Source organism: Methylobacterium sp. 4-46 (assembly GCF_000019365.1).
In the GTDB taxonomy this organism is placed as follows: domain Bacteria; phylum Pseudomonadota; class Alphaproteobacteria; order Rhizobiales; family Beijerinckiaceae; genus Methylobacterium.
This window is the reverse complement of the sequence record NC_010511.1, coordinates 4017992-4036205: the sequence shown is the minus strand read 5'-3', so window position 1 is coordinate 4036205 and position 18214 is coordinate 4017992. Positions and strand designations below refer to the sequence as shown.

Below are 18214 nucleotides of genomic sequence, written 5' to 3'. Positions count from 1 at the left end.
AGCCTGTGGCGAAGCCGGAAGCGGCGCGGCCGACGGGCCGGCGCGCGGCGGGGATCGGCCCGGGCCGGTTCCGTCAGGGAGGGGCCTGGTGGGCACGGGACGACCGATGCGGGCGCATGCCTGCGGCGTGCAGACGGCGTGGACCGAGGCGGACGGGGCCGCGCAGGCGGCCGAGGCCATCGCCGCCGCCCTCGACCGGGACGAGGTCGGCCACCTCCTGGTGTTCTTCTCCGCGGAATACGACGCCGCCGCCCTGGCCGAGGCGCTGCGGACCCGGTTTCCGGGCATCGGGGTCGCGGGCTGCACCGCCTCGGGAGAGATCTGCGCCGCGGGCGGCCTGGAGCGGGGTCTCGTCGCCGTCGCCTTCCCGCGCGAGGGCTTCCGCGTGGTCTCGACGGTCCTCACCGGCATCGATTGCCTCGACGGGGAGGCGACGGTCGCGGCGATGCGTGGGCTGCGCGCGCGGCTCGGCCAGGCCGCCCCCGTCCCGCTGCACCGCTTCGCCCTGTCGCTGATCGACGGCCGCACCCACGCGGAGGAGAGGGTCATCTCCGCGGTGGCCTGGGGCCTCGACGCCATCCCCCTGGTGGGCGGTTCGGCCGGCGACGCCCTGACCTTCTCGCGCACCGCGCTGATCCACGACGGGCAGGCGTACCGCAACGCCGCCGTGGTGGCGGTCGTGGAGACGACCTACCCGGTCGAGATCTTCAAGATCGACAATTTCGAGCCGACGCCGGTGAAGTTCGTGGTGACCGAGACCGACGCGGCCAACCGCACGGTGCGGGAGCTCAACGCCGAGCCGGCGGCCGCCGAGTACGCGCGCGCGGTCGGCCTGCGCCCGGGCGAGCTCTCGCCGATGACCTTCGCGACCCACCCGCTGGTGGTGCGGGTGGGGGGCGACTATTTCTGCCGCGCGATCCGCCGCCTCAACCCGGACGGCTCGCTCGGCCTGTTCTGCGCGATCGACGAGGGGGTGGTGCTGACCCTGGCGCGCCAGCGCGACCTCCTGGCCTCGACCGAGGAGGCTCTGGTCGACCTCGACGCGCGCCTGGGCGGCCTCGACCTCGTGATCGGCTTCGAGTGCGTGCTGCGCCGGCTCGACGCCGAGATGCACCAGATCCGACACCCGATCTCGGAACTCTATCGGAAGTACGGTGTGGTCGGCTTCGAGACGTTCGGGGAGCAGTACCGATCGACCCACCTCAACCAGACCTTCACGGGGATCGCGATCGGCCGGATGTGACGGGGCGCGGGGCGGCGCCCCCCGGCCGAGTGGCTGATGGACCCGCCCGAAGGGCCGTCGGCCGTCAGAGCCCCGGGATCGCGAAGGCCCCGCCCTCCGCCGGCCGGTCGAGGCGGCGCTGGCCGCGGGCCGGGATCGGGCGGTTGTAGGCGGCCCGCCCCGGGCCGGTGATCCGCACCCGGTCGGTGGACCCGGGCAGGTACTCCATCCAGCCCTTCGCCACGAGGTCGGCGTGGGTCTTGGGGCCGGAATAGACCTGCGCGATGGACGCCCATTCCGCGTGCAGCAGCGCGCGGAGGGCCTTGCGCTCGAGTTTCGTCGGGATGGAGGGATTGCTCGGCCGGAACGCCATCGGTGCGCTCACCTGAGAGGAATTGCCAAGGCGTGGAAGGGGGGAGCCGCGCGGGCGCGCGGCTCCCCGAAATCCCCGCCGGCCCGAAGGCCGGCGGGGGAGCGGGGTCTCAGAAGAAGCCGAGGGCCTTGGGCGAGTAGCTGACCAGGAGGTTCTTGGTCTGCTGGTAGTGGTCGAGCATCATCTTGTGGGTCTCGCGCCCGATGCCCGACTGCTTGTAGCCCCCGAAGGCCGCGTGGGCCGGGTAGGCGTGGTAGCAGTTCGTCCACACCCGGCCGGCCTGGATCTCCCGCCCGAAGCGGTAGGCCCGCGTCCCGTCCCGCGTCCACACCCCGGCGCCCAGCCCGTAGAGCGTGTCGTTGGCGATCGCCAGCGCCTCGGCCTCGTCCTTGAACGTCGTCACCGACAGCACCGGCCCGAAGATCTCCTCCTGGAAGATCCGCATCCGGTTGTGGCCCCGGAACACCGTCGGCTTCAAGTAGAAGCCCTCGGCGAACTCGCCCGCCAGCACCGCCCGCTCGCCGCCGGTCAGCAGCTGCGCCCCCTCCTGGCGGCCGATGTCGATGTAGGACAGGATCTTGGCCAGCTGCTCGCCCGAGGCCTGGGCGCCGATCATCGTGGCCGGGTCGAGCGGCGAGCCCTGCCGGATCGCCTCCACCCGCGCCACCGCCTTCTCGATGAAGCGCTCGTAGATCGATTCCTGCACCAGCGCCCGGCTCGGGCAGGTGCAGACCTCGCCCTGGTTGAGGGCGAACATCGCGAAGCCCTCCAGCGCCTTGTCCAGGAACGCGTCGTCCCGCGCCATCACGTCCTCAAAGAAGATGTTGGGCGACTTGCCCCCCAGCTCCAGCGTCACCGGGATCAGGTTCTGGCTGGCGTACTGCATGATCAGCCGCCCGGTCGAGGTCTCGCCCGTGAAGGCGATCTTGGCGATGCGCGGCGAGGAGGCCAGCGGCTTGCCCGCCTCCAGGCCGAAGCCGTTGACGATGTTGAGCACGCCGGCCGGCAGCAGGTCGCCGATGATCTCGGCCAGGACCAGGACCGAGGCCGGGGTCTGCTCGGCGGGCTTGAGCACCACGCAGTTGCCGGCCGCCAGGGCCGGGGCGAGCTTCCAGACCGCCATCAGGATGGGGAAGTTCCACGGGATGATCTGGCCGACCACGCCGAGCGGCTCGTGGAAGTGGTAGGCGACGGTGTCGTGGTCGATCTCGGAGAGCGAGCCCTCCTGGGCGCGCACGCAGCCGGCGAAGTAGCGGAAATGGTCGATGGCCAGCGGGATGTCGGCGTGGGTGGTCTCGCGGATCGGCTTGCCGTTGTCCCAGGTCTCGGCCAGCGCCAGCAGGTCGAGGTTGTCCTCCATGCGGTCGGCCATCCTGGTGAGGATGCGGGCGCGCTCGGCGGGGGCGGTGCGGGCCCAGGCGTCCTTGGCGGCGTGGGCGGCGTCGAGGGCGCGCTCGATGTCCTGGGCGTCGGAGCGGGCGACCTCGCAGATCAGCCGCCCGGTGAGCGGCGACGTGTTCTCGAAGTAGCGGCCCGCCGCCGGCGCCACCCACTGCCCGCCGATGAAGTTGTCGTAGCGCGCCGCGAACGGCGAGGCGGTCTGGCCGCGCAGGAATTCCGGCTTGTTCATGGTGTCCTCCCAGGATCGTCGCCCTCGTCGGGTGCGGGGCGAGCCGTCCTGTCCTGAGCAGCCCGCGTGCCAGGCCGCCGCCGCCGCCCCGCCGCCGGATCTTGCGACGCGGTAAGTCCCTGGCAATGCTTCACGGCCGCGGGGTCATGCGGGGAGCGTGCCGGGCAAGACCCGGGTTGGGTCCCGGCCGGGTCGGGGGCGGTCGCGCGGCCGAACCTGCGACAGCTGTTGCGGCTGTCGCAGGTTGCGACAGCCGCGCGGCGGCGCTCAGCCGGTGACCGGCCGGCGCAGGGGCCCATAGGTCGCCCGGTAGCTGCGCGGCCCGAGGAAGGGCAGGAGCAGGCGCCTCGCCAGGTCCGGCATCCGGGCCGCGCGCGACATCCGGTCGGTCATGGCCTGCACGTGGGCCACGCGGGGGCGCCGCAGCCGCTCGTAGGCGGCGCCGGCCTCGCCCCACGCCGCCGCCGGGCGGTCCAGCACCCGCGCCAGGACCAGCGCGTCCTCCAGGGCGAGGGCGGCCCCCTGCGCCCAGACCGGCGCGGTCGCGTGCGCCGCATCCCCCGCCAGCAGCACCCGGCCGGCGTGCCAGCGCGGCGCGCGCACCTCCTCCAGCGGCGAGTGATGGAGGGAGGACGGCCGCGCGAGCGCGGCCGCGAGCGCCTCGCGCACCCGCCGGGGAAAGCGGGCGAAGACGGGCGCGACGGATCCGAGGGCGTCGCCCGCCGGCGCGGCGCCGGTCACCGCGACCCAGCCGTAGGCCTCGTCCCGGTCGACCGGGATGAGCAGGAAGAGGCCGCCGCCTCCGCTCCAGAGCGTCCAGGCCTCGACCCCCGGATTGGGGATCATGAAGCGCCAGCTCGCCCCGGCGAGTCGCGCCGCCTCGGGGGCCGCGCCCCCGAACACGGCGCGGCGGACGGTCGAGTGCACGCCGTCCGCCCCGACCAGGAGGCCGCCCGTCTCGGCCGTGCCGTCGCTCAGCACCGCCGCGACGCCGCCCGGATCCTGCCGGACCGCCGCGAGGCCGCGCCCCTGCCGCACCGCCTCCTCCGGCAGGCCGCGCCGCAGCACGCGCAGGAGGTCGGCGCGCCGCAGGCAGCGGGGCCGCGCCCGCGCGCCCCAGAACGCCTCCTCGTCGACGCGGAAGATCAGGCGGTCCGCCGCGTCGCGGTACTCGCGCCGCGCCAGGGGCTGGCCGAGACCGCGCAGCTCCTCCCCGAGGCCGAGCGCGTCCAGGGCCTGGACCGCGTTGCCCGGCAGGTTGATGGCGAGCCCGGCCGCGGCCGGCTCGTCCCGCCGCTCCAGGGTGAGCGAGGGGATGCCGCGCCGGTGCAGGGCCCGCGCGACGGCGAGGCCCGCGATGCCGCCGCCGCCGATCAGGACTCGGTCCGCCGTCTCAGGGTTCATCGGGGTGCCTTTCTCGGATCCGCGGCCTCACGCCGGCCGGGCGCGCACGCAGGCGACCCGGAGCGGCTCGTGGCGGCCGCGCAGGGCATGCGCGCCGAGATCCTCGGCCAGGAGGTCGGGCGGGAGCGGGCCGAGCCGGTCGAGCAGGTCGCCGGAGACCAGCACCGTGACCCCGAGCTCCTTGGCGAGCGCCTCGAGGCGGCTCGTCGTGTTCAGGGTGTCGCCGAAATACGCGATCTTGTGCCGCTCCAGGCCGATCTCGGCGGTGACGACCGAGCCGCAATGCAGGGCCGCGCGGAAGCCCGGCACCTGACCGAACCGCGACTCCCAGGAGGCGGCGTCCGCGGCGAGGCGGGCGGCGAAATCGAAGACGCAGCGCAGGCAGGCGGCGTCGCGGCTGCCCTGCGCCAGGGTCCAGCTCACCAGGGCCATGTCCCCGACATAGTCGTCGATCGAGCCGCGCGAGCGATGGACCGGCAGGGCGAGCGCGCTGAAGATCTCGCCGAGATATTGCTGCGCCGCGAGGTCGCCGCGCTCCTCGGCGAAGCGCGTCGAGCCGGACACGTCGAGGAACAGGAAGATGCGCTCCTCGCTGATCGGCCGGTGGTAGCGGCCGATCAGCAGGTTGGCGAAGACCCGCGGGCCGATCAGGTCGCGGACGCGGAACACGAAGGCGATCAGCACCGAGATCGCGAGCGCGTAGAGGAAGCCGGTCCGCGACATCATCATGGCGGCGCGGGCGCTCGGTATCAGGCCGAAGACGTGGTGCAGCAGCGTCCCGGCGGCCGCGTTGCCGAGGACGATCATCGCCACGTAGGTCGCGACCGTGGCCGCGGCGAAGAGGGGCGTGGCGGCCCGGCGGACCCGGTCGCGCCAGGCCGCGAGCAGCAGCCCGCGCTCGTAGAACAGGATCGGCGACCCGATCAGGGCGCCCCGGAGCGCCGGCTCCGAGAGCGGGCCGGTGCCCGAGAGGGCCGCGTAGGCGAGGCCCGCCAGCGCCCCCAGCGCGGGCGCGGCGATCCAGAAGCCGGGTCGGGACGAGGGCATCGGGCTCCTGTCGGGTCGCGCCGCGGGCGCAGCGCGCTCCCGATACATCACCCGGCGCGCGAGTTCATGTCCGACGCCGCGCGAGGCCGGGGTGGGATGCGGGCCGATCCAGGGCCGCCGGGGCCCTCAGGCGGCCGCGAGCCGGCAGATCGTGCGCGCGACCTTGAAGGAGGCCTCGAAGGCGGGAACCGGCAGGAACTCGAACCGCGAGTGGAAATTGCAGGCGCCGGTGAAGAAGTTCGGCGTCGGCACGCCCCGCGCCGAGAGGGCCGACCCGTCGGTGCCGCCGCGCATCGGGATCAGCTTCGGGGTGATCTCCAGCGCCGCCAGCGCGGAGAACAGCAGGTCCACCGCCCGCCGGTCGTCCCCGAGCGAGTCCCGGATGTTGCCGTACACGTCGTCCAGGCGGCAGGCCACGCGGCCGGTCGGGTAGCGGGCGGCGACGCGGGCGGCCTCCCGCTCCACCCGCGCCTTGCGGGCCGCGAAGGCGTCCCGGTCGAAGTCCCGGATCCGGACCTGGAGCCGCGCCTCGCTGTCGTTCGCCACCATCCCGCTGAACCAGTAATAGCCCTCGCGGCCCGCGGTGCGCTCGGGCGTCTCTGCCCGGTCGAACTGCGCGATGAAGTCCTGCGACATCAGCAGCGGGTTGACCATCACGCCCTTGGCCGCCATCGGGTGGGCGCTGACCCCGGTGAACACGACCTCGCCGTTGGCGGCGTTGAAGGTCTCCAGCACGACCTCGCCCACCTCGCAGCAATCGATCGTGTAGGCGAAATCGCAGGCGAACCGCGCGAGGTCGAGGGCCTTGGCGCCGCGCAGCCCGATCTCCTCGTCGGGCACGAAGGCGACGAGGATGTCGCCGTGCGCGTCCGCCGGGCCCAGCGTCGCCAGCAGCGTCATCATCACCGCGATGGCGGCCTTGTTGTCGGCCCCCAGCACGCTGGTGCCGTCGCCGACGATCACGTCCTGGCCCCGCCAGGGCAGGATCTCCGGGTGCTCCGCGGCGCGCAGCCAGATGTCCCGCTCGGCATTCAGGCAGAGGTCGCGGCCGTCGAAGCGCAGCACCTGCGGGCGGATCACCGGGGAGAGCCCGACATCGACCGTGTCGAGATGCGCGACGAAGCCGATCCGCGGGGCGCCCGGCCGGGTGCCGGGCTTCAGCGCCGTCACGATGGCGGCGTCGTCGAGGGTCACCCGCGCGAGCCCGATCTCGCGCAGCTCCGCGGCCAGCAGGGCCGCGAGGTCGCGCTGGCCCGGCGTGCTCGGCAGCGTCGCCGCGGCGGCGTCGCTCTGGCTCGGAACCGCGACATAGCGGAAGAACCGCTCGACCAGCTGCGCGCGAATGCTCATCGTTGCTCCTCTCGGCCCGGGCGGGCGCCCGGGAGCATAACCGCTTCGGCGCGCCTTCGGGCCTCAGCGGTGGCGACCATTGCCACCGCTGAGGCCCGAAGGCGCCGGACCCGTGCCGGGCGGGGGGCGGCGATGCCGTCCCCGGGGCTCACGCCCCGCGGCCGCGCCCCAGCCGCTCGGCGATGACGATGCCGCCGAGGACGAGGGCGAGGGCGACGGCGTTGTCGAGCCGGAACGGCTCCCCGGCCACGGTGACGGCCAGCGCCGCCCCGAAGACCGGGACGAGGTTCACGAAGATGCCCGCCCGGTTCGGCCCGATCAGCTCGACGCCGCGCATGAAGAAGAGCTGCGAGATCAGCGACGGCCCCAGCCCGACGAAGGCGATGATCGCCCAGCCCGCGGCGCTCGGCCAGATCAGGCGCCCGGCCACCCACTCGGCGAGGAGGAGCGGCAACGAGGTGAGCAGGGCGGCGAGGGCCAGCGCGGCGAAGAAGGTCGCCCCCGACACGGCCGGCCGCGCCCGCAGCGCGACCGTGTAGCCGCCGTAGAGCAGGCAGGCGAGGAGCAGGAGCAGGTCGCCCCGGTTGAACGCGAAGGTGCGCAGCACCGCGAGGTCGCCGTGCGTCGCCGCGACGACCACGCCCAGGGAGGTCACGAGGACGCCGAGCACCTGGATGCGCGTGACGGGCGTGCGGTAGGCGAGGAAGCTGCAGGCCAGCACCACGACCGGCATCGCGCCCTGGAACAGGGCCATGTTGGTGACCGTGGTGGCGGCGCCCGCCGCGTAGAACAGGGCGTTGAAGACCGTGAAGCCGCAGCCGCCCATCAGCAGGATGCGCAGCCAGGCCGGGCGCAGCAGGCGCCACTCGCGGGCGACCCGCCGGGCCGCGAAGGGCGCCAGGACCGCGCAGGCGACGAGCCAGCGCAGGCTGGTCAGCGCGAGCGGCGAGACCTCGCCCACCGCCCACTTGCTCGCCACGGCGTTGCCGGCCCAGATCAGGGCGGTGAGCGTGAGGAGCGCGTAGGCCCGAAAGGCGCCGTCTCTTCCGCCGGAAACCCCGGATTTCGGGCGCCAGGATTCACGCATGGCCGTTCTCGTTCGCCCTCCGGCCGCCGGATGGGCCAGGGAACAAGGCGATAGGCCAAGGCGTGGGCATCCGCTACCTGGGCTCGCCCCCGGTCGGCCGCGCCGCGACCGTGCCGCAAGGTCCGAGTCCGCGTCCCTCGCCCCACCCTCCGCGCGTGGTCCCGCGGCCTGGCCGGCCTCTCGCCCGGCCAGCCGCCCTGCCCCGGCTTCCGGCCTGACGAGTGGGCAACCACCCCGGAGGACCACCATCGCTCCGGGGACGCGTTCGGGCCCGAGGCCGATCGGCTGGGCTCGCACACGGTCACGCTGCGCGGAATGTGCCGGGGGCTGCGCATTAGGTTTCCGGTGATCTCGGTGTTACGGATGGAGGGCACGCGGAGTGCGGCACAGAGGTACCCCCACGTGCCGACCGATCTTCCCACGCCATCGCAGGCGCCGCGCTGGCGGAGGCTTCTGCGACTGGGCGTCATCCTCGTGTGGTTCAGTCTCGCTGATCTCGCTCGTCGAGGATGGGCGGCGCTGAGGCGTGGTCGACGCCGTCCGTAGAGCGTCGACGCGTTCCCTTATGCGAAGAGAACAGCCGCCAGCGGCCCGCTCGGCGCGGCAGGAAGGGGCTCCGGAGCCGCCGGTCTGCGCCGTCGCCACGCGTTGAGGCGGACGGTGGGGAGACATCATCGGACCCGGGTGTGGGAGTTCAAGCGTTGGCCACCGGGGCGCGATCCCGCGGGCTTGGTGGCGCTGATGGACGAGAACGTTCGCGACTTGCACGCTGCCCTGGTCGAGGCCGCGGCGCTCGGTAACGCCCTTGCCGGCGAGTGCGCCGACATCGCCCGGCAGTTGCATGGCTGCGGGAATGCCTCCAGGGCTGAGGCGATCAGCGGCGTGGGCCGCGCGTTGCGGATCAAAGCGCTGCAAATGTCGGCCGCTGCCGGCGCTCTGGTCACGCGCGACCCGCACGTCCTTGCGCCGGAGGCGGGACGGGACAGAAGCCTCGACCGAGGGTCGATGAGCTCCCGGTAGCTTGCGCGCGTCGAGCGCATGCATGCGGACCAGCGGTCCCGATCCTTGGGCTCCCTGCCCGATCGCCCCGCGGAAGGGGCCCGGGCCCGCCAGCGTGGCGAGCCCCGAGATGCGTGCCCCTGCCCGCTCGGCTGCGAGGAGTGGCTGGAAGACTTCGACGGACGGGCGCGCAGGCCGCGTCCGACCGGCCGAAGAACCCCGCCGGGTGAACGGCGCGCGCCGTCCCTGCCATCCTCTTGCTCCGATCCGGCAGCGTCTCGATCCGCCTCGTGGAGCCGCGCGCGCCGCGGCCGTTCCCCTGCCGTTCCCTCGCGATCCGACGCCGGCTGGCATACGCTCGGGACCAGCCAGGAGGCACTTCTGATGTCGGAACGCCGAGAACTCTACCGAAGCCCGAGCGGGGACACTTGGTACCTTGGCCGAGAGCCGCAGAACGGCAGGGCATTCATCATTCACCAGCCTAACGGGCCCTCCGGAGGAAAGCGCAGTCATATCGAGCTGGGAGCTTTCTTGGCGGACGGAACGGGCAAGCCGGAACAGCAAGCCTTGCTTCGCTTGATCGGAACGCTCGTCGAGGTTCCTCCGTATGCGGATCAGACCTGAGGGCCGGAGGCGAAAGGCGATCCGGACGGCCATCCCGCCGGCGCGGCGGGCCTGAGATCTGCTGATCAGGCCACGTCGCCAGCCAGCCGGCTCTCCCGTCGCGCTCGGGCCGCGACGGGCGGCCGGGCGTGGCAGGGGCTCCGGCCCGGCCCAGGCAAGCAGAGCCATGATCTGGCGCTTACCGTCCCGCGTCTGCTTGTCCGTGCAGCAACAGCCCTCCGGAAGCGCGCAGCAGCGCGAGGGCTGGTGATGCTCGCGCACGATGTCCCGGTCAGGGCGGCGGACAGACCTCAGGCAGATCGGGATCGAAGGCCGCCATGGTGTGTCTCCCGCCGCCAGCCCCGGGGCTGAATGCAGATGACGGGCACTGACGGCACGGCGGTGGGCCTGCCGAGGCCGAGGCCGGAGCGCTCTCGGTCGCCGTCGCGCTCCTCCCCGATCCGCTCGATGCCTTCGGGATGGCGGAAGTGGGCGTCGCTCAGGCGCCGCGCGGGCTCGTGATCCGGGATCCGCTGTGATCAGCCGGATCCCGGATCACAAGTCATGCTGATTGAGTTTTGGCCCGAGGGGTTCCAACCCCCGAGGTGACCTTGCCGTCAGGGCGGACTTTGGCCCCCGGAGGCGGTGGCCCTGCCCCGGTCGGATCCGAGGCTGGGGGCACCTCAGGGTCGGGCTTTCTCGCATCGTGGGACATGCTCGCCTCCCGGTCTGGGTGGAAAGGTGGAGGAGCTGCCGGCTGCGCAGCCACCCCATCGCGGCAGCCCTCGGGGGGGGCGAGAGAAGGGCGACGCACCACGCGACCCGTCGGCACATCGAAGAGCGGCCGCGCCAGGAGCTCGCGCGAGACGGCCAGCGCCTCGACCGACCGGCTCATGGAGTCAATGTGGAGGAAGCAAGAATCCCTGCCGCTCAAGCGCTTCTCTTGCGCCTGCTCCGGGTCGCCAGTCCATCTGGTCGCGAATTTGAAAGGTTTGACTTGGTCCATGACAACGCGCGACGGGTTGCGTTGCCTGTTCGAATGACCCTGGTCACGCGTTGGTTCGTTCGCCTGGGGTTAAATCCGGTGAAAGCTCGTCCGCGCGATCGCCGCGCAGCGAAGGCGGCCTCCGTCTCGGTGGCGACCCACCGCAGCCCCCGCCGCGGGTCCGACGAGCGGGATCGCGACAGCTCCGCCCGCCGCCGGCCGCGGCCGCATGGCTGGCCTCCCCTGACCGGCAACCGGCCGCGGCACCGGGGCGGCAGGGTCCGCGCCCCGGCCGGCATCGCCCGCCCGGATCGGCGCGGAGAGCGTCGGCGGGAAGCGATCCTCCGGGCGCGGCGGGCCGCTTCGTCCTTGAAAACCCGCCGGAGCTTCCGGATCATGGCGGTGGGCGGCCCTCAGCCCGGAGAACGGCGTGACGGGAAAGAGAACGGGCGCGGCGGCCCGGATCGTGCGGCTTCCGCGCGGCAGACCGGCCGCGGCCGGCGACCGGGGAGCGGCGATCTACGCGGCGCTGCGGCGCGCGATCATCGAGCAGGCGCTCAAGCCCGGCGAGAAGCTGCCCGAGGACGCGATCGGAGCGAGCTTCGGCGTGAGCCGCACCATCGTGCGCAACGCCCTGCACCAGCTGGCGGCCGAGGGGCTGGTGGAGATGCGCCGCAACCGCGGCGCGCGGGTGGCGCGGCCCCGCTGGGAGGAGGCGGGGGACATCTTCGACATCCGCCGCGCCCTGGAGCGCCTGGTCATCGCCCGGCTCGCCGGCCGGCTGACGCCCGAGCAGGTGGCGCGGCTGAAGGAGCATGCCGACCGCGAGGACGCCGCCCGGGGAGGATCCGAGCCGCACTCGGTGCGGCTCGCCACCGAGTTCCACGTGCTGCTCGCCGAGATGACCGGGAGCGAGGTGCTGGCGCGCTACGTCGGGGAGGCGGCGTGGCGCTGCGGCCTCACGCTCACCCTCTACAGCCGCCCGCACTCCTCGGAATGCGGCGTGCACGAGCACCGGGAGATCATCGCGGCGCTCGAGGCGGGCGACGAGGCCCGCGCGGTCGCCGTGATGGACGGGCACCTCTCGGCGGTGGTCTCCCGCGCCCTGATCGGCCCGCCGGCGCGCAGCCGCGACCTGAGCGAGATCCTGCGCCGCTACGCGCAGGAGTGATCCGGGATCCGCTCGATCCAAGCGATCCCGGATCGCGAGCCCGCGCGGCGCCTGAGCGACGCCGACATCCGCATGGCCGAAATGGGAGATGGCGAAGCCATCGACCGGATCAGGCGCAGCCGATGCGCCGCGCGTACCAGGCGCGCAGGGCCCGCTCGTAGCGCGGCCAGGCCCGCAGCAGCGGATCCCGCGGCACGGCGAGGCGGTAGCGCGCCCGCAGCTCGGCCTCGGCGGCCGGGAGGTCGATCCCGGTCACCCGCCCGTCGGCGACGACGCGGCGGCCCGCCACCACCACGTCGCGGACATGGGCGGCGGTCGCGCGCGCGAAGACGAGGTCGAGGGGGTCGACCGGCAGGATCGCGTCCCGGTCGAGGGCGTCGAGGTCGAGCACCATCAGGTCGGCCGGCGCGCCCGCCTCCAGCAGGCCGGGGCCCGGCGCCCCGAGGCTGGCGCGGCCCTCCGCGATCACGGCGGCGAGGAACCGGCGGCGGTCGTCCGCATCCGCGAAGCCCCAGGGACCATGGACCGCCTGCACGAGGCGCAGCTCGCGCAGCATGTCGTCGTCCTCGTCGAAGGCGAGGCCGTCGAGGCCGAGGCAGACCCGGCAGCCCTGGGCCCGCGCCTCGCGGAAGGGGGCGATCCCGGAGCGCAGGTGCAGGTTCGAGCTGAAGTTCGTGACGATCATGGCCCCGGCCTCCGCGATCAGCGCCCGCTCCTCGGCATCGGCATGGACGCAGTGGGCGAGGGTCAGGCGCGCCGAGAGGAGGCCGATCTCCTTGAGGAAGCGCACGATCCCCTGGGGGTATTCGCGCCGCGCCCAGTCGCGCTGGGCGGCGGTTTCGAGGAGGTGCATGTGCACGCGCCGGCCCGTCAGGGCGGAGCGCTCCGCGACGGCTTCGAGGAGCGGCCGGCTGCACCATTGCACCCCCGCCGGCCCGAACTGGACCGCCACGGTCGGCCCCTCGATCGCCGCCGCGATCGCCTCCGTGAGGGCGACGTACTCCGCCGGGGACGGGGCCGGCCGCAGGAAGGCCGCCTCGATCGCCGCGCGGGTCCCCGCCGGGAGGTCGTCCAGCACCTCGTCCGAGGCTCCGTAGACGAGGGGATTCCGGTCGCGCACGGCGAGCGCGAAGGTCATGCGAACGCCGACGTCGCGGGCCGCGCGGGCCACCTCCCGGGCCTCGTCGAGGAGCGGGAGCCGGCCGCTCGGGCGGGTGTAGTGCACCATCACGGCGGCGCAGCCGGCCCGCGCCGCCCGGGCGAGGGGCGCCGCTGCGGCGAGGTAGGCGTCCGGCGGGGTCGCCAGGGCCGAGCGCGGCAGCCACGTCTCCAGGGGCAGGAAGGCCGCGCCGAAGGAGGTCAGGGACAGGGGCCGGGCGTGGTCGTGGGCGTTCACCAGCGCCGGCATCACCAGGCGCCGGCCCGGCACTGCCGGGCCCCCCTCCCCGCCCGGCCCGACGGCTGCGCCCGGCGCATCCGCCGCGATCGCGGCGATCGCCGCGATCCGGTCGCCCGCGATGCGGATCGCCCGGGCCGGCGCCGCGGCGAGGTCCGGCCCGAGCAGCGCGTCGCCCGCGATCCGCACGGCGCGTCACTTCTTCACGTAGTCGAGGCTCCGCTCGGCCCGCGGCGGCAGGAAGCCGCGGCTGAACACCTCGGCCGGCTCGGGCCGGCGCGGCAGGTCGTAGCCCGCCGCCACCAGGGCGATGGCGCGCGCGAGCCGGTCGTCCTTGAGGTCGCCGACCCCGATCTCCCTCATCTCGGGCGAGACGATCAGCGTCTCGTAGGAGAATTGCAGCCGGCGCTTCTCGACCGCGGCGTTGACGAGGTTGTCGAAGGCCACGACGGCCTGCATGCCGAGATCCTGGTCCCGGCCGATCTCCACCACCGCCCGGTTGATCGCCCGCACGAGGCCGGCCACCGCCTTCGGGTTCTCCTTCAGCAGCTTGCGCGACACCATCACCCCGTTCGAGTACAGATCGAGCCCGTGATCGCCGAACGAGATCCAGTTGAAATCCTTGTCCGGATCCTGCCGGTTGAGCACGAGGTTGAAGTAGCTCGTGATCGTGAAGACCAGCGCGGCGTCGATCTGGCCCTGGAGCAGCATCGGCTCCTGAAGGTTCGGGGCCATGTTGCTGACCTTGATCCTGGCGAGATCGAGGCCGTTGGTCTTGGCGAAGACCGGCAGCATGCGGGTGGTCGGGGTGCCCTGGGCGCCGCCGAGCGTCCGGCCCTCGAGATCCTTGGGGCCGCGGATGCCGCTCGCCGCCTTCGAGACGATCGCGAAGGGCGGCTGGTTCCACAGCATGTAGACCATCACGGGCGCGTCGGCCGGGCGGGTCGCCGCGTTCTGGATGATGGCGTTCATGTCGCCGAAGCCGGCATCGTAGGCGCCGCCCATGATGCGGGTCACGGTCGCGCCCGAGCCCTCGCCCTGATCGATGACGACGCTGAGCCCCTCCTCCTTGAAGTAGCCCTTGTCGCGGGCGAGGAAGAAGGCCGCGTCGCTCCCCTGCGTCTTCCAGCCGAGGGTGAACTTGATCGTGGTGTCGGCCAGCGCCGTCCCGGCGGCGAGGCACAGGGCCAGCGTGGCGGCAAAGTATCGGATTGCGGCAAGATACCGGATTGCGGCAAGACGTCGGATCATCGTCGGCTCTCCCCTCTGGGCGCTCCCCGGCGCCGTGTTGCCGTGGCGGGGCCGGCCGCGGCGCGGCGGCCCGCCCCGCTCAGACCGCGATCTCGCGCTTGCGCGTCGCCCAGCCGGTTACCCGCGCCTCCACCAGCGAGAAGGCGGCGTAGAGGGCGATGCCGAGGCCGGCGAGGATGAACAGGCCCGCGAAGGCGAGCGGCACGTCGAAATTCGAGGAGGCGGCCATCATCACGTTGCCGATGCCGCGGTTCGACGCGACGGTCTCGGACAGGACCGTGCCCACGAAGGCGTAGGTCACCGCCACCTTCAGGGAGGCGAAGAAGAACGGCATCGTGCGCGGCAGGCCGACGTTCCACAGGATGTCGAGCTTCGAGGCGCCGAGCGCCTTCAGCACGTCCTCCAGTTCCGGCTCCGTGGTGGCGAGGCCGGTGGCGATGTTCACGACGATCGGGAAGAAGCAGATCACCAGCGAGGTGAGCACCGCCGGGACGGTGCCGGAGCCGAACCACAGCACGAAGATCGGCACCACCGCGACCTTGGGGATGGACGAGAAGCCGATCAGCAGCGGGTAGGCGGTGTCGTAGGCGAGCCGCGAGACGCCGATCACCGCCCCGATGACGAGGCCGGTGAGCACGCCGAGGACGAAGCCGAGCATCGTCGTGCCGAGGGTCTGGAGCATGTGCGGCCAGAGCACCGGCGCGCGGGCGACCAAGGTGGCGAGGATCTGGCTCGGGCGCGGCAGGACGAGGTCCGACACGCCGAGGGCAACGCACAGCACCTCCCAGGCGGCGAAGAAGCCGAGGATCATCAGGAGCGCGAGACCGCGCTGCCGCAGGCGGAGGGCCGGCATGGTCAGGGGCTCCCGGCCGGGGCCGCCCGGGCGCTCACGATGAGGTCGCGCAGGCGGTGGGTGAGGGTGACGAAGCCCGGCTCGTAGGTCATGGCGACGCTGCGCGGGCGCGGGAAGGCTACGGGCGAATCGTCGAGGATCCGGCCCGGCCGCGCGCTCATCACGCAGATGCGGCTGGCGAGGTAGCCGGCCTCGCGCAGGTCGTGGGTGACGAGGATCACCGTCGGCCGCCGCGCCATCCAGAGGTCCTGGAGGATGCCCCAAAGCTCCTCGCGGGTGAACTGGTCGAGCGCCCCGAAGGGCTCGTCGAGGAGGAGGAGCCGCGGCTCGTGGACCAGCGCCCGGCACAGATTGGCGCGCTGGAGCATGCCGCCCGAGAGCTGCCAGGGGTAGCTCCCGGCGAAGTCCTTCAACCCGACCTGGTCGAGGAGGGCGTGGACCCGGTCCCGGAAGGCGCCGCGGCGCTTGGCGCGGAATTCCGACCGGTACGGCGCGACGATGCGCAGGGGCAGCATCACGTTCCGCTCGATCGTGAGCCAGGGGAGCATCGTCGGGTTCTGGAAGGCCATGCCGATGCGCAGCGCCTTGGCGCTCGCCTCCCGGCCGCCGACGATCACCGCGCCGGCGCCCGGCCGCATCAGGCCGGCGGCGAGCCGCAGGATCGTGGACTTGCCGCAGCCCGAGGGGCCGACCAGGGCGACGAACTCGCCCTCGCGGATGTCGAGGCTGGTCGGCGCCAGCGCCGCGACCGCGGAGGCCCCCTGCCCGAAGGTGACGGACGCGTCCTCCAGCTCGACCGCCTTGACGCGGCCGGGCGCGAAGGACGTCTCGTCGGGGGGCCGGGGCAGCGAGGCGGTCGCGTTCATGCCGCCGGCAAGGCAGGTTCCGTGCCAGCGTATACGATCGAGGTGCGGCGCAGGCCGGTCTTCCGCCGCGCGCGCGGCCAAGCTTGGGCTTGGAAAGCGGGCGGTCCGCTCGCCGAAGCGGCACTTGTGTCAATTTTCGAGCACGATTTGCCGCACAAACGGTATACGATTTGCCGGGACAGGGCCTTACACTCGGCGCCGCCGCGTCGGCCGCGGGCCGGGGCGGCGCGCCGCCGCCCGCTCAGGAGACCCGCCATGCCGACATCCGATCCCGCCGAGGCGGCCCGCATCGTCGACGCTTTCCTGGAGGCCTCGATGCGCCCCGATCCCGTCGCCGCCGCCGCCTTCATGGCGCCGGACGTGCGCATCGTCTTCACGGGCGGGCGGGTGTTGGGCCATCCGGGGGAGGCCACCGCCTTCAATGCCGGCCGCTATCGCTGGGTGAAGAAGCGCATCCTGCGCAACGACGTGGTGCCCGGCGACGGCGAGACCGTCGTGTACAATCTCGGCACGCTCTACGGCGCGTGGCCGGACGGGCGCCCCTTCGAGGGCAACCGCTACGTCGACCGCTTCGTGGTGCGCGACGGGCTCATCGTCAGCCAGGAGGTCTGGAACGACAGCGCCGAGCGCATCCTCGACCCGAGCCTCGGCGCCTGACCGCCATGGACTTCGATCACCTGTTCACCAACGCCCGCCTGCCCGGGCGCGACGGCCTCGTGGACCTCGCGGTGCGGGACGGGCGCTTCGCGGCCGTCGAGCCCGGGCTGCCGCCGAACGGGCCGAGCGAGGATCTCGGCGGGCGGCTGGTGATCCCGGGCTTCGTCGAGACGCATCTCCACCTCGACAAGGCCTGCCTCCTCGGGCGCTGCGATTGCGGCGCCGGCAGCGTCGGGGAGGCGATCGCGGCCGTCACGGCGGCCAAGCGCGGCTTCACCGAGGCGGACGTCTACGAGCGGGCGCGCCGGGTGCTGGAGCGCGCCGTCGCGCAGGGCACCACCCGCATCCGCACCCACGTGGAGGTGGATCCCCGCATCGGGCTGACGAGCTTCCGGGCGCTGAGGCGCCTCAAGGCCGACTACGCCTGGGCGGTCGATCTCGAACTCTGCGCCTTCCCGCAGGAGGGACTGCTCGACGATCCGGGCTGCGAGGACGTGCTGGTCGCGGCCCTTGAGGAGGGGGCGGACCTCGTCGGCGGCGTCCCCTACATCGACCGGGACGCGGACGGCCACGTCGCGCGGATCTTCGCGCTCGCCCGGCGCTTCGACGTCGACATCGACTTCCACCTCGACTTCGACCTCGACCCGACCTGGCTGCGCCTCGACGAGGTCTGCCGCTGGGCCGACCGGACCGGCTGGGGCGGGCGCGTCGCCATCGGCCACGCGACCAAGCTCTCGGCCCTGCCACCGGAGGCCTTCGGACGGGCGGCGCGGCGCCTCGCCGGGGCGGGCGTCGCCGTCACGGTCCTGCCCGCGACCGACCTGTTCCTGATGGGGCGCGAGGCCGCCTGCAACGTGCCGCGCGGCGTGGCGGCGGCGCACCGGCTGGCGCGGGCCGGCGTCACCTGCTCGATCGCCACCAACAACGTCCTCAACCCGTTCACGCCCTACGGCGACGCCTCGCTGCTGCGGATGGCGAACCTCTACGCCAACGTCGCCCAGGTCTCGTCCGAGCCGGACCTCGCCCTCTGCCTCGACCTCGTCACCGACCAGGCGGCGCGGCTGATGCGGTGTGCCGATTACGGCCTCGCCCCGGGCCGCCGGGCCGACCTCGTCGTGCTCGACGCGCGCAGCCCCGCCGAGGCGGTCTGCACCCTGGCCTGGCCGCTCCAGGGCATGAAGAACGGGCGCCGGAGCTTCGCGCGGCCGATGCCGCTCCTGTCGCCGCCCGGCGAGGCCGCCCGCGCCCCGGGCCCGCTCCTGGGTCCGCCCCTGGGTCCTGCCCTGGGTCCTGCCCTGGGCTGAGCCGCGCCCGGCGCAC

General features: G+C 73.4%; 15 protein-coding genes. 5 read left to right on the top strand and 10 right to left on the bottom strand.

Annotated elements, in window-relative coordinates:
- Nucleotides 1–106: 106 nt before the first annotated feature.
- Nucleotides 107–1243 (top strand): FIST signal transduction protein, encoded by a 1137-nt coding sequence (locus M446_RS17310; RefSeq protein WP_012333397.1) that lies wholly within the window; start codon nucleotides 107–109, stop codon nucleotides 1241–1243.
- Between the two features lie 64 nt (nucleotides 1244–1307).
- Here M446_RS17310 and M446_RS17305 read toward each other — a convergent pair whose 3' ends face one another.
- The 6 genes from M446_RS17305 to M446_RS17280 all read right to left on the bottom strand — a co-directional run bounded on the left by M446_RS17305 (nucleotide 1308) and on the right by M446_RS17280 (nucleotide 8113).
- The gene (locus tag M446_RS17305; RefSeq protein ID WP_012333396.1) at nucleotides 1308–1595 is read right to left on the bottom strand and encodes a hypothetical protein; all 288 of its coding nucleotides are present in this window, start codon (nucleotides 1593–1595) and stop codon (nucleotides 1308–1310) included.
- Nucleotides 1596–1704: 109 nt separating this feature from the next.
- The gene (gene adh / locus M446_RS17300) at nucleotides 1705–3225 is read right to left on the bottom strand and encodes an aldehyde dehydrogenase (protein ID WP_012333395.1); all 1521 of its coding nucleotides are present in this window, start codon (nucleotides 3223–3225) and stop codon (nucleotides 1705–1707) included.
- A gap of 267 nt (nucleotides 3226–3492) precedes the next feature.
- Nucleotides 3493–4629: an FAD-dependent monooxygenase gene (locus tag M446_RS17295; RefSeq protein ID WP_012333394.1), complete on the bottom strand. Its 1137-nt coding sequence runs from the start codon at nucleotides 4627–4629 to the stop codon at nucleotides 3493–3495.
- Nucleotides 4630–4656: 27 nt separating this feature from the next.
- Nucleotides 4657–5676, bottom strand: a complete 1020-nt coding sequence (locus tag M446_RS17290; protein ID WP_012333393.1) for an adenylate/guanylate cyclase domain-containing protein — start codon at nucleotides 5674–5676, stop codon at nucleotides 4657–4659.
- A 126-nt stretch (nucleotides 5677–5802) separates the two neighbouring features.
- Nucleotides 5803–7026, bottom strand: a complete 1224-nt coding sequence (gene pepT, locus M446_RS17285) for a peptidase T (protein WP_012333392.1) — start codon at nucleotides 7024–7026, stop codon at nucleotides 5803–5805.
- 148 nt (nucleotides 7027–7174) lie between these two features.
- Complete coding sequence (locus M446_RS17280) at nucleotides 7175–8113, bottom strand: DMT family transporter (RefSeq protein WP_012333391.1); 939 nt, start codon at nucleotides 8111–8113, stop codon at nucleotides 7175–7177.
- A 741-nt stretch (nucleotides 8114–8854) separates the two neighbouring features.
- Between M446_RS17280 and M446_RS17275 the strand changes: the two genes are divergently transcribed.
- The gene (locus M446_RS17275) at nucleotides 8855–9133 is read left to right on the top strand and encodes a hypothetical protein (protein ID WP_265576371.1); all 279 of its coding nucleotides are present in this window, start codon (nucleotides 8855–8857) and stop codon (nucleotides 9131–9133) included.
- Nucleotides 9134–11130: 1997 nt separating this feature from the next.
- Nucleotides 11131–11871: a GntR family transcriptional regulator gene (locus tag M446_RS17270; protein ID WP_012333389.1), complete on the top strand. Its 741-nt coding sequence runs from the start codon at nucleotides 11131–11133 to the stop codon at nucleotides 11869–11871.
- Between the two features lie 109 nt (nucleotides 11872–11980).
- Here the strand turns inward: M446_RS17270 and M446_RS17265 are convergent, their stop codons facing one another.
- From M446_RS17265 to M446_RS17250, 4 genes are all read right to left on the bottom strand, one after another.
- On the bottom strand, nucleotides 11981–13456 hold the full coding sequence (locus M446_RS17265; RefSeq protein ID WP_012333388.1) for an amidohydrolase family protein: 1476 nt from the start codon (nucleotides 13454–13456) through the stop codon (nucleotides 11981–11983).
- Between the two features lie 6 nt (nucleotides 13457–13462).
- Complete coding sequence (locus tag M446_RS17260) at nucleotides 13463–14518, bottom strand: ABC transporter substrate-binding protein (protein ID WP_012333387.1); 1056 nt, start codon at nucleotides 14516–14518, stop codon at nucleotides 13463–13465.
- A 79-nt stretch (nucleotides 14519–14597) separates the two neighbouring features.
- The gene (locus tag M446_RS17255; protein ID WP_012333386.1) at nucleotides 14598–15371 is read right to left on the bottom strand and encodes an ABC transporter permease; all 774 of its coding nucleotides are present in this window, start codon (nucleotides 15369–15371) and stop codon (nucleotides 14598–14600) included.
- Between the two features lie 2 nt (nucleotides 15372–15373).
- Nucleotides 15374–16237 carry an ABC transporter ATP-binding protein gene (locus M446_RS17250; RefSeq protein WP_012333385.1) on the bottom strand — a complete coding sequence of 288 codons (864 nt, stop codon included), beginning with the start codon at nucleotides 16235–16237 and terminating at the stop codon, nucleotides 15374–15376.
- A gap of 255 nt (nucleotides 16238–16492) precedes the next feature.
- On the opposite strand from M446_RS17250, the gene M446_RS17245 reads away from it, so the two are divergent.
- Nucleotides 16493–16894 (top strand): nuclear transport factor 2 family protein, encoded by a 402-nt coding sequence (locus M446_RS17245; RefSeq protein ID WP_012333384.1) that lies wholly within the window; start codon nucleotides 16493–16495, stop codon nucleotides 16892–16894.
- Between the two features lie 5 nt (nucleotides 16895–16899).
- Nucleotides 16900–18198, top strand: coding sequence for an amidohydrolase family protein (locus tag M446_RS17240; protein ID WP_012333383.1), 1299 nt, complete (start codon nucleotides 16900–16902; stop codon nucleotides 18196–18198).
- The last annotated feature ends 16 nt before the right edge of the window (nucleotides 18199–18214 follow it).

Coding starts and splice junctions, on each gene's coding strand:
- M446_RS17310 (WP_012333397.1), top strand. CDS start 107: ATGCGGGCGCATGCCTGCGGCGTGCAGACGGCGTGGACCGAGGCGGAC.
- M446_RS17305 (WP_012333396.1), bottom strand. CDS start 1,595: ATGGCGTTCCGGCCGAGCAATCCCTCCATCCCGACGAAACTCGAGCGC.
- adh (WP_012333395.1), bottom strand. CDS start 3,225: ATGAACAAGCCGGAATTCCTGCGCGGCCAGACCGCCTCGCCGTTCGCG.
- M446_RS17295 (WP_012333394.1), bottom strand. CDS start 4,629: ATGAACCCTGAGACGGCGGACCGAGTCCTGATCGGCGGCGGCGGCATC.
- M446_RS17290 (WP_012333393.1), bottom strand. CDS start 5,676: ATGCCCTCGTCCCGACCCGGCTTCTGGATCGCCGCGCCCGCGCTGGGG.
- pepT (WP_012333392.1), bottom strand. CDS start 7,026: ATGAGCATTCGCGCGCAGCTGGTCGAGCGGTTCTTCCGCTATGTCGCG.
- M446_RS17280 (WP_012333391.1), bottom strand. CDS start 8,113: ATGCGTGAATCCTGGCGCCCGAAATCCGGGGTTTCCGGCGGAAGAGAC.
- M446_RS17275 (WP_265576371.1), top strand. CDS start 8,855: ATGGACGAGAACGTTCGCGACTTGCACGCTGCCCTGGTCGAGGCCGCG.
- M446_RS17260 (WP_012333387.1), bottom strand. CDS start 14,518: ATGATCCGACGTCTTGCCGCAATCCGGTATCTTGCCGCAATCCGATAC.
- M446_RS17255 (WP_012333386.1), bottom strand. CDS start 15,371: ATGCCGGCCCTCCGCCTGCGGCAGCGCGGTCTCGCGCTCCTGATGATC.
- M446_RS17250 (WP_012333385.1), bottom strand. CDS start 16,237: ATGAACGCGACCGCCTCGCTGCCCCGGCCCCCCGACGAGACGTCCTTC.
- M446_RS17245 (WP_012333384.1), top strand. CDS start 16,493: ATGCCGACATCCGATCCCGCCGAGGCGGCCCGCATCGTCGACGCTTTC.
- M446_RS17240 (WP_012333383.1), top strand. CDS start 16,900: ATGGACTTCGATCACCTGTTCACCAACGCCCGCCTGCCCGGGCGCGAC.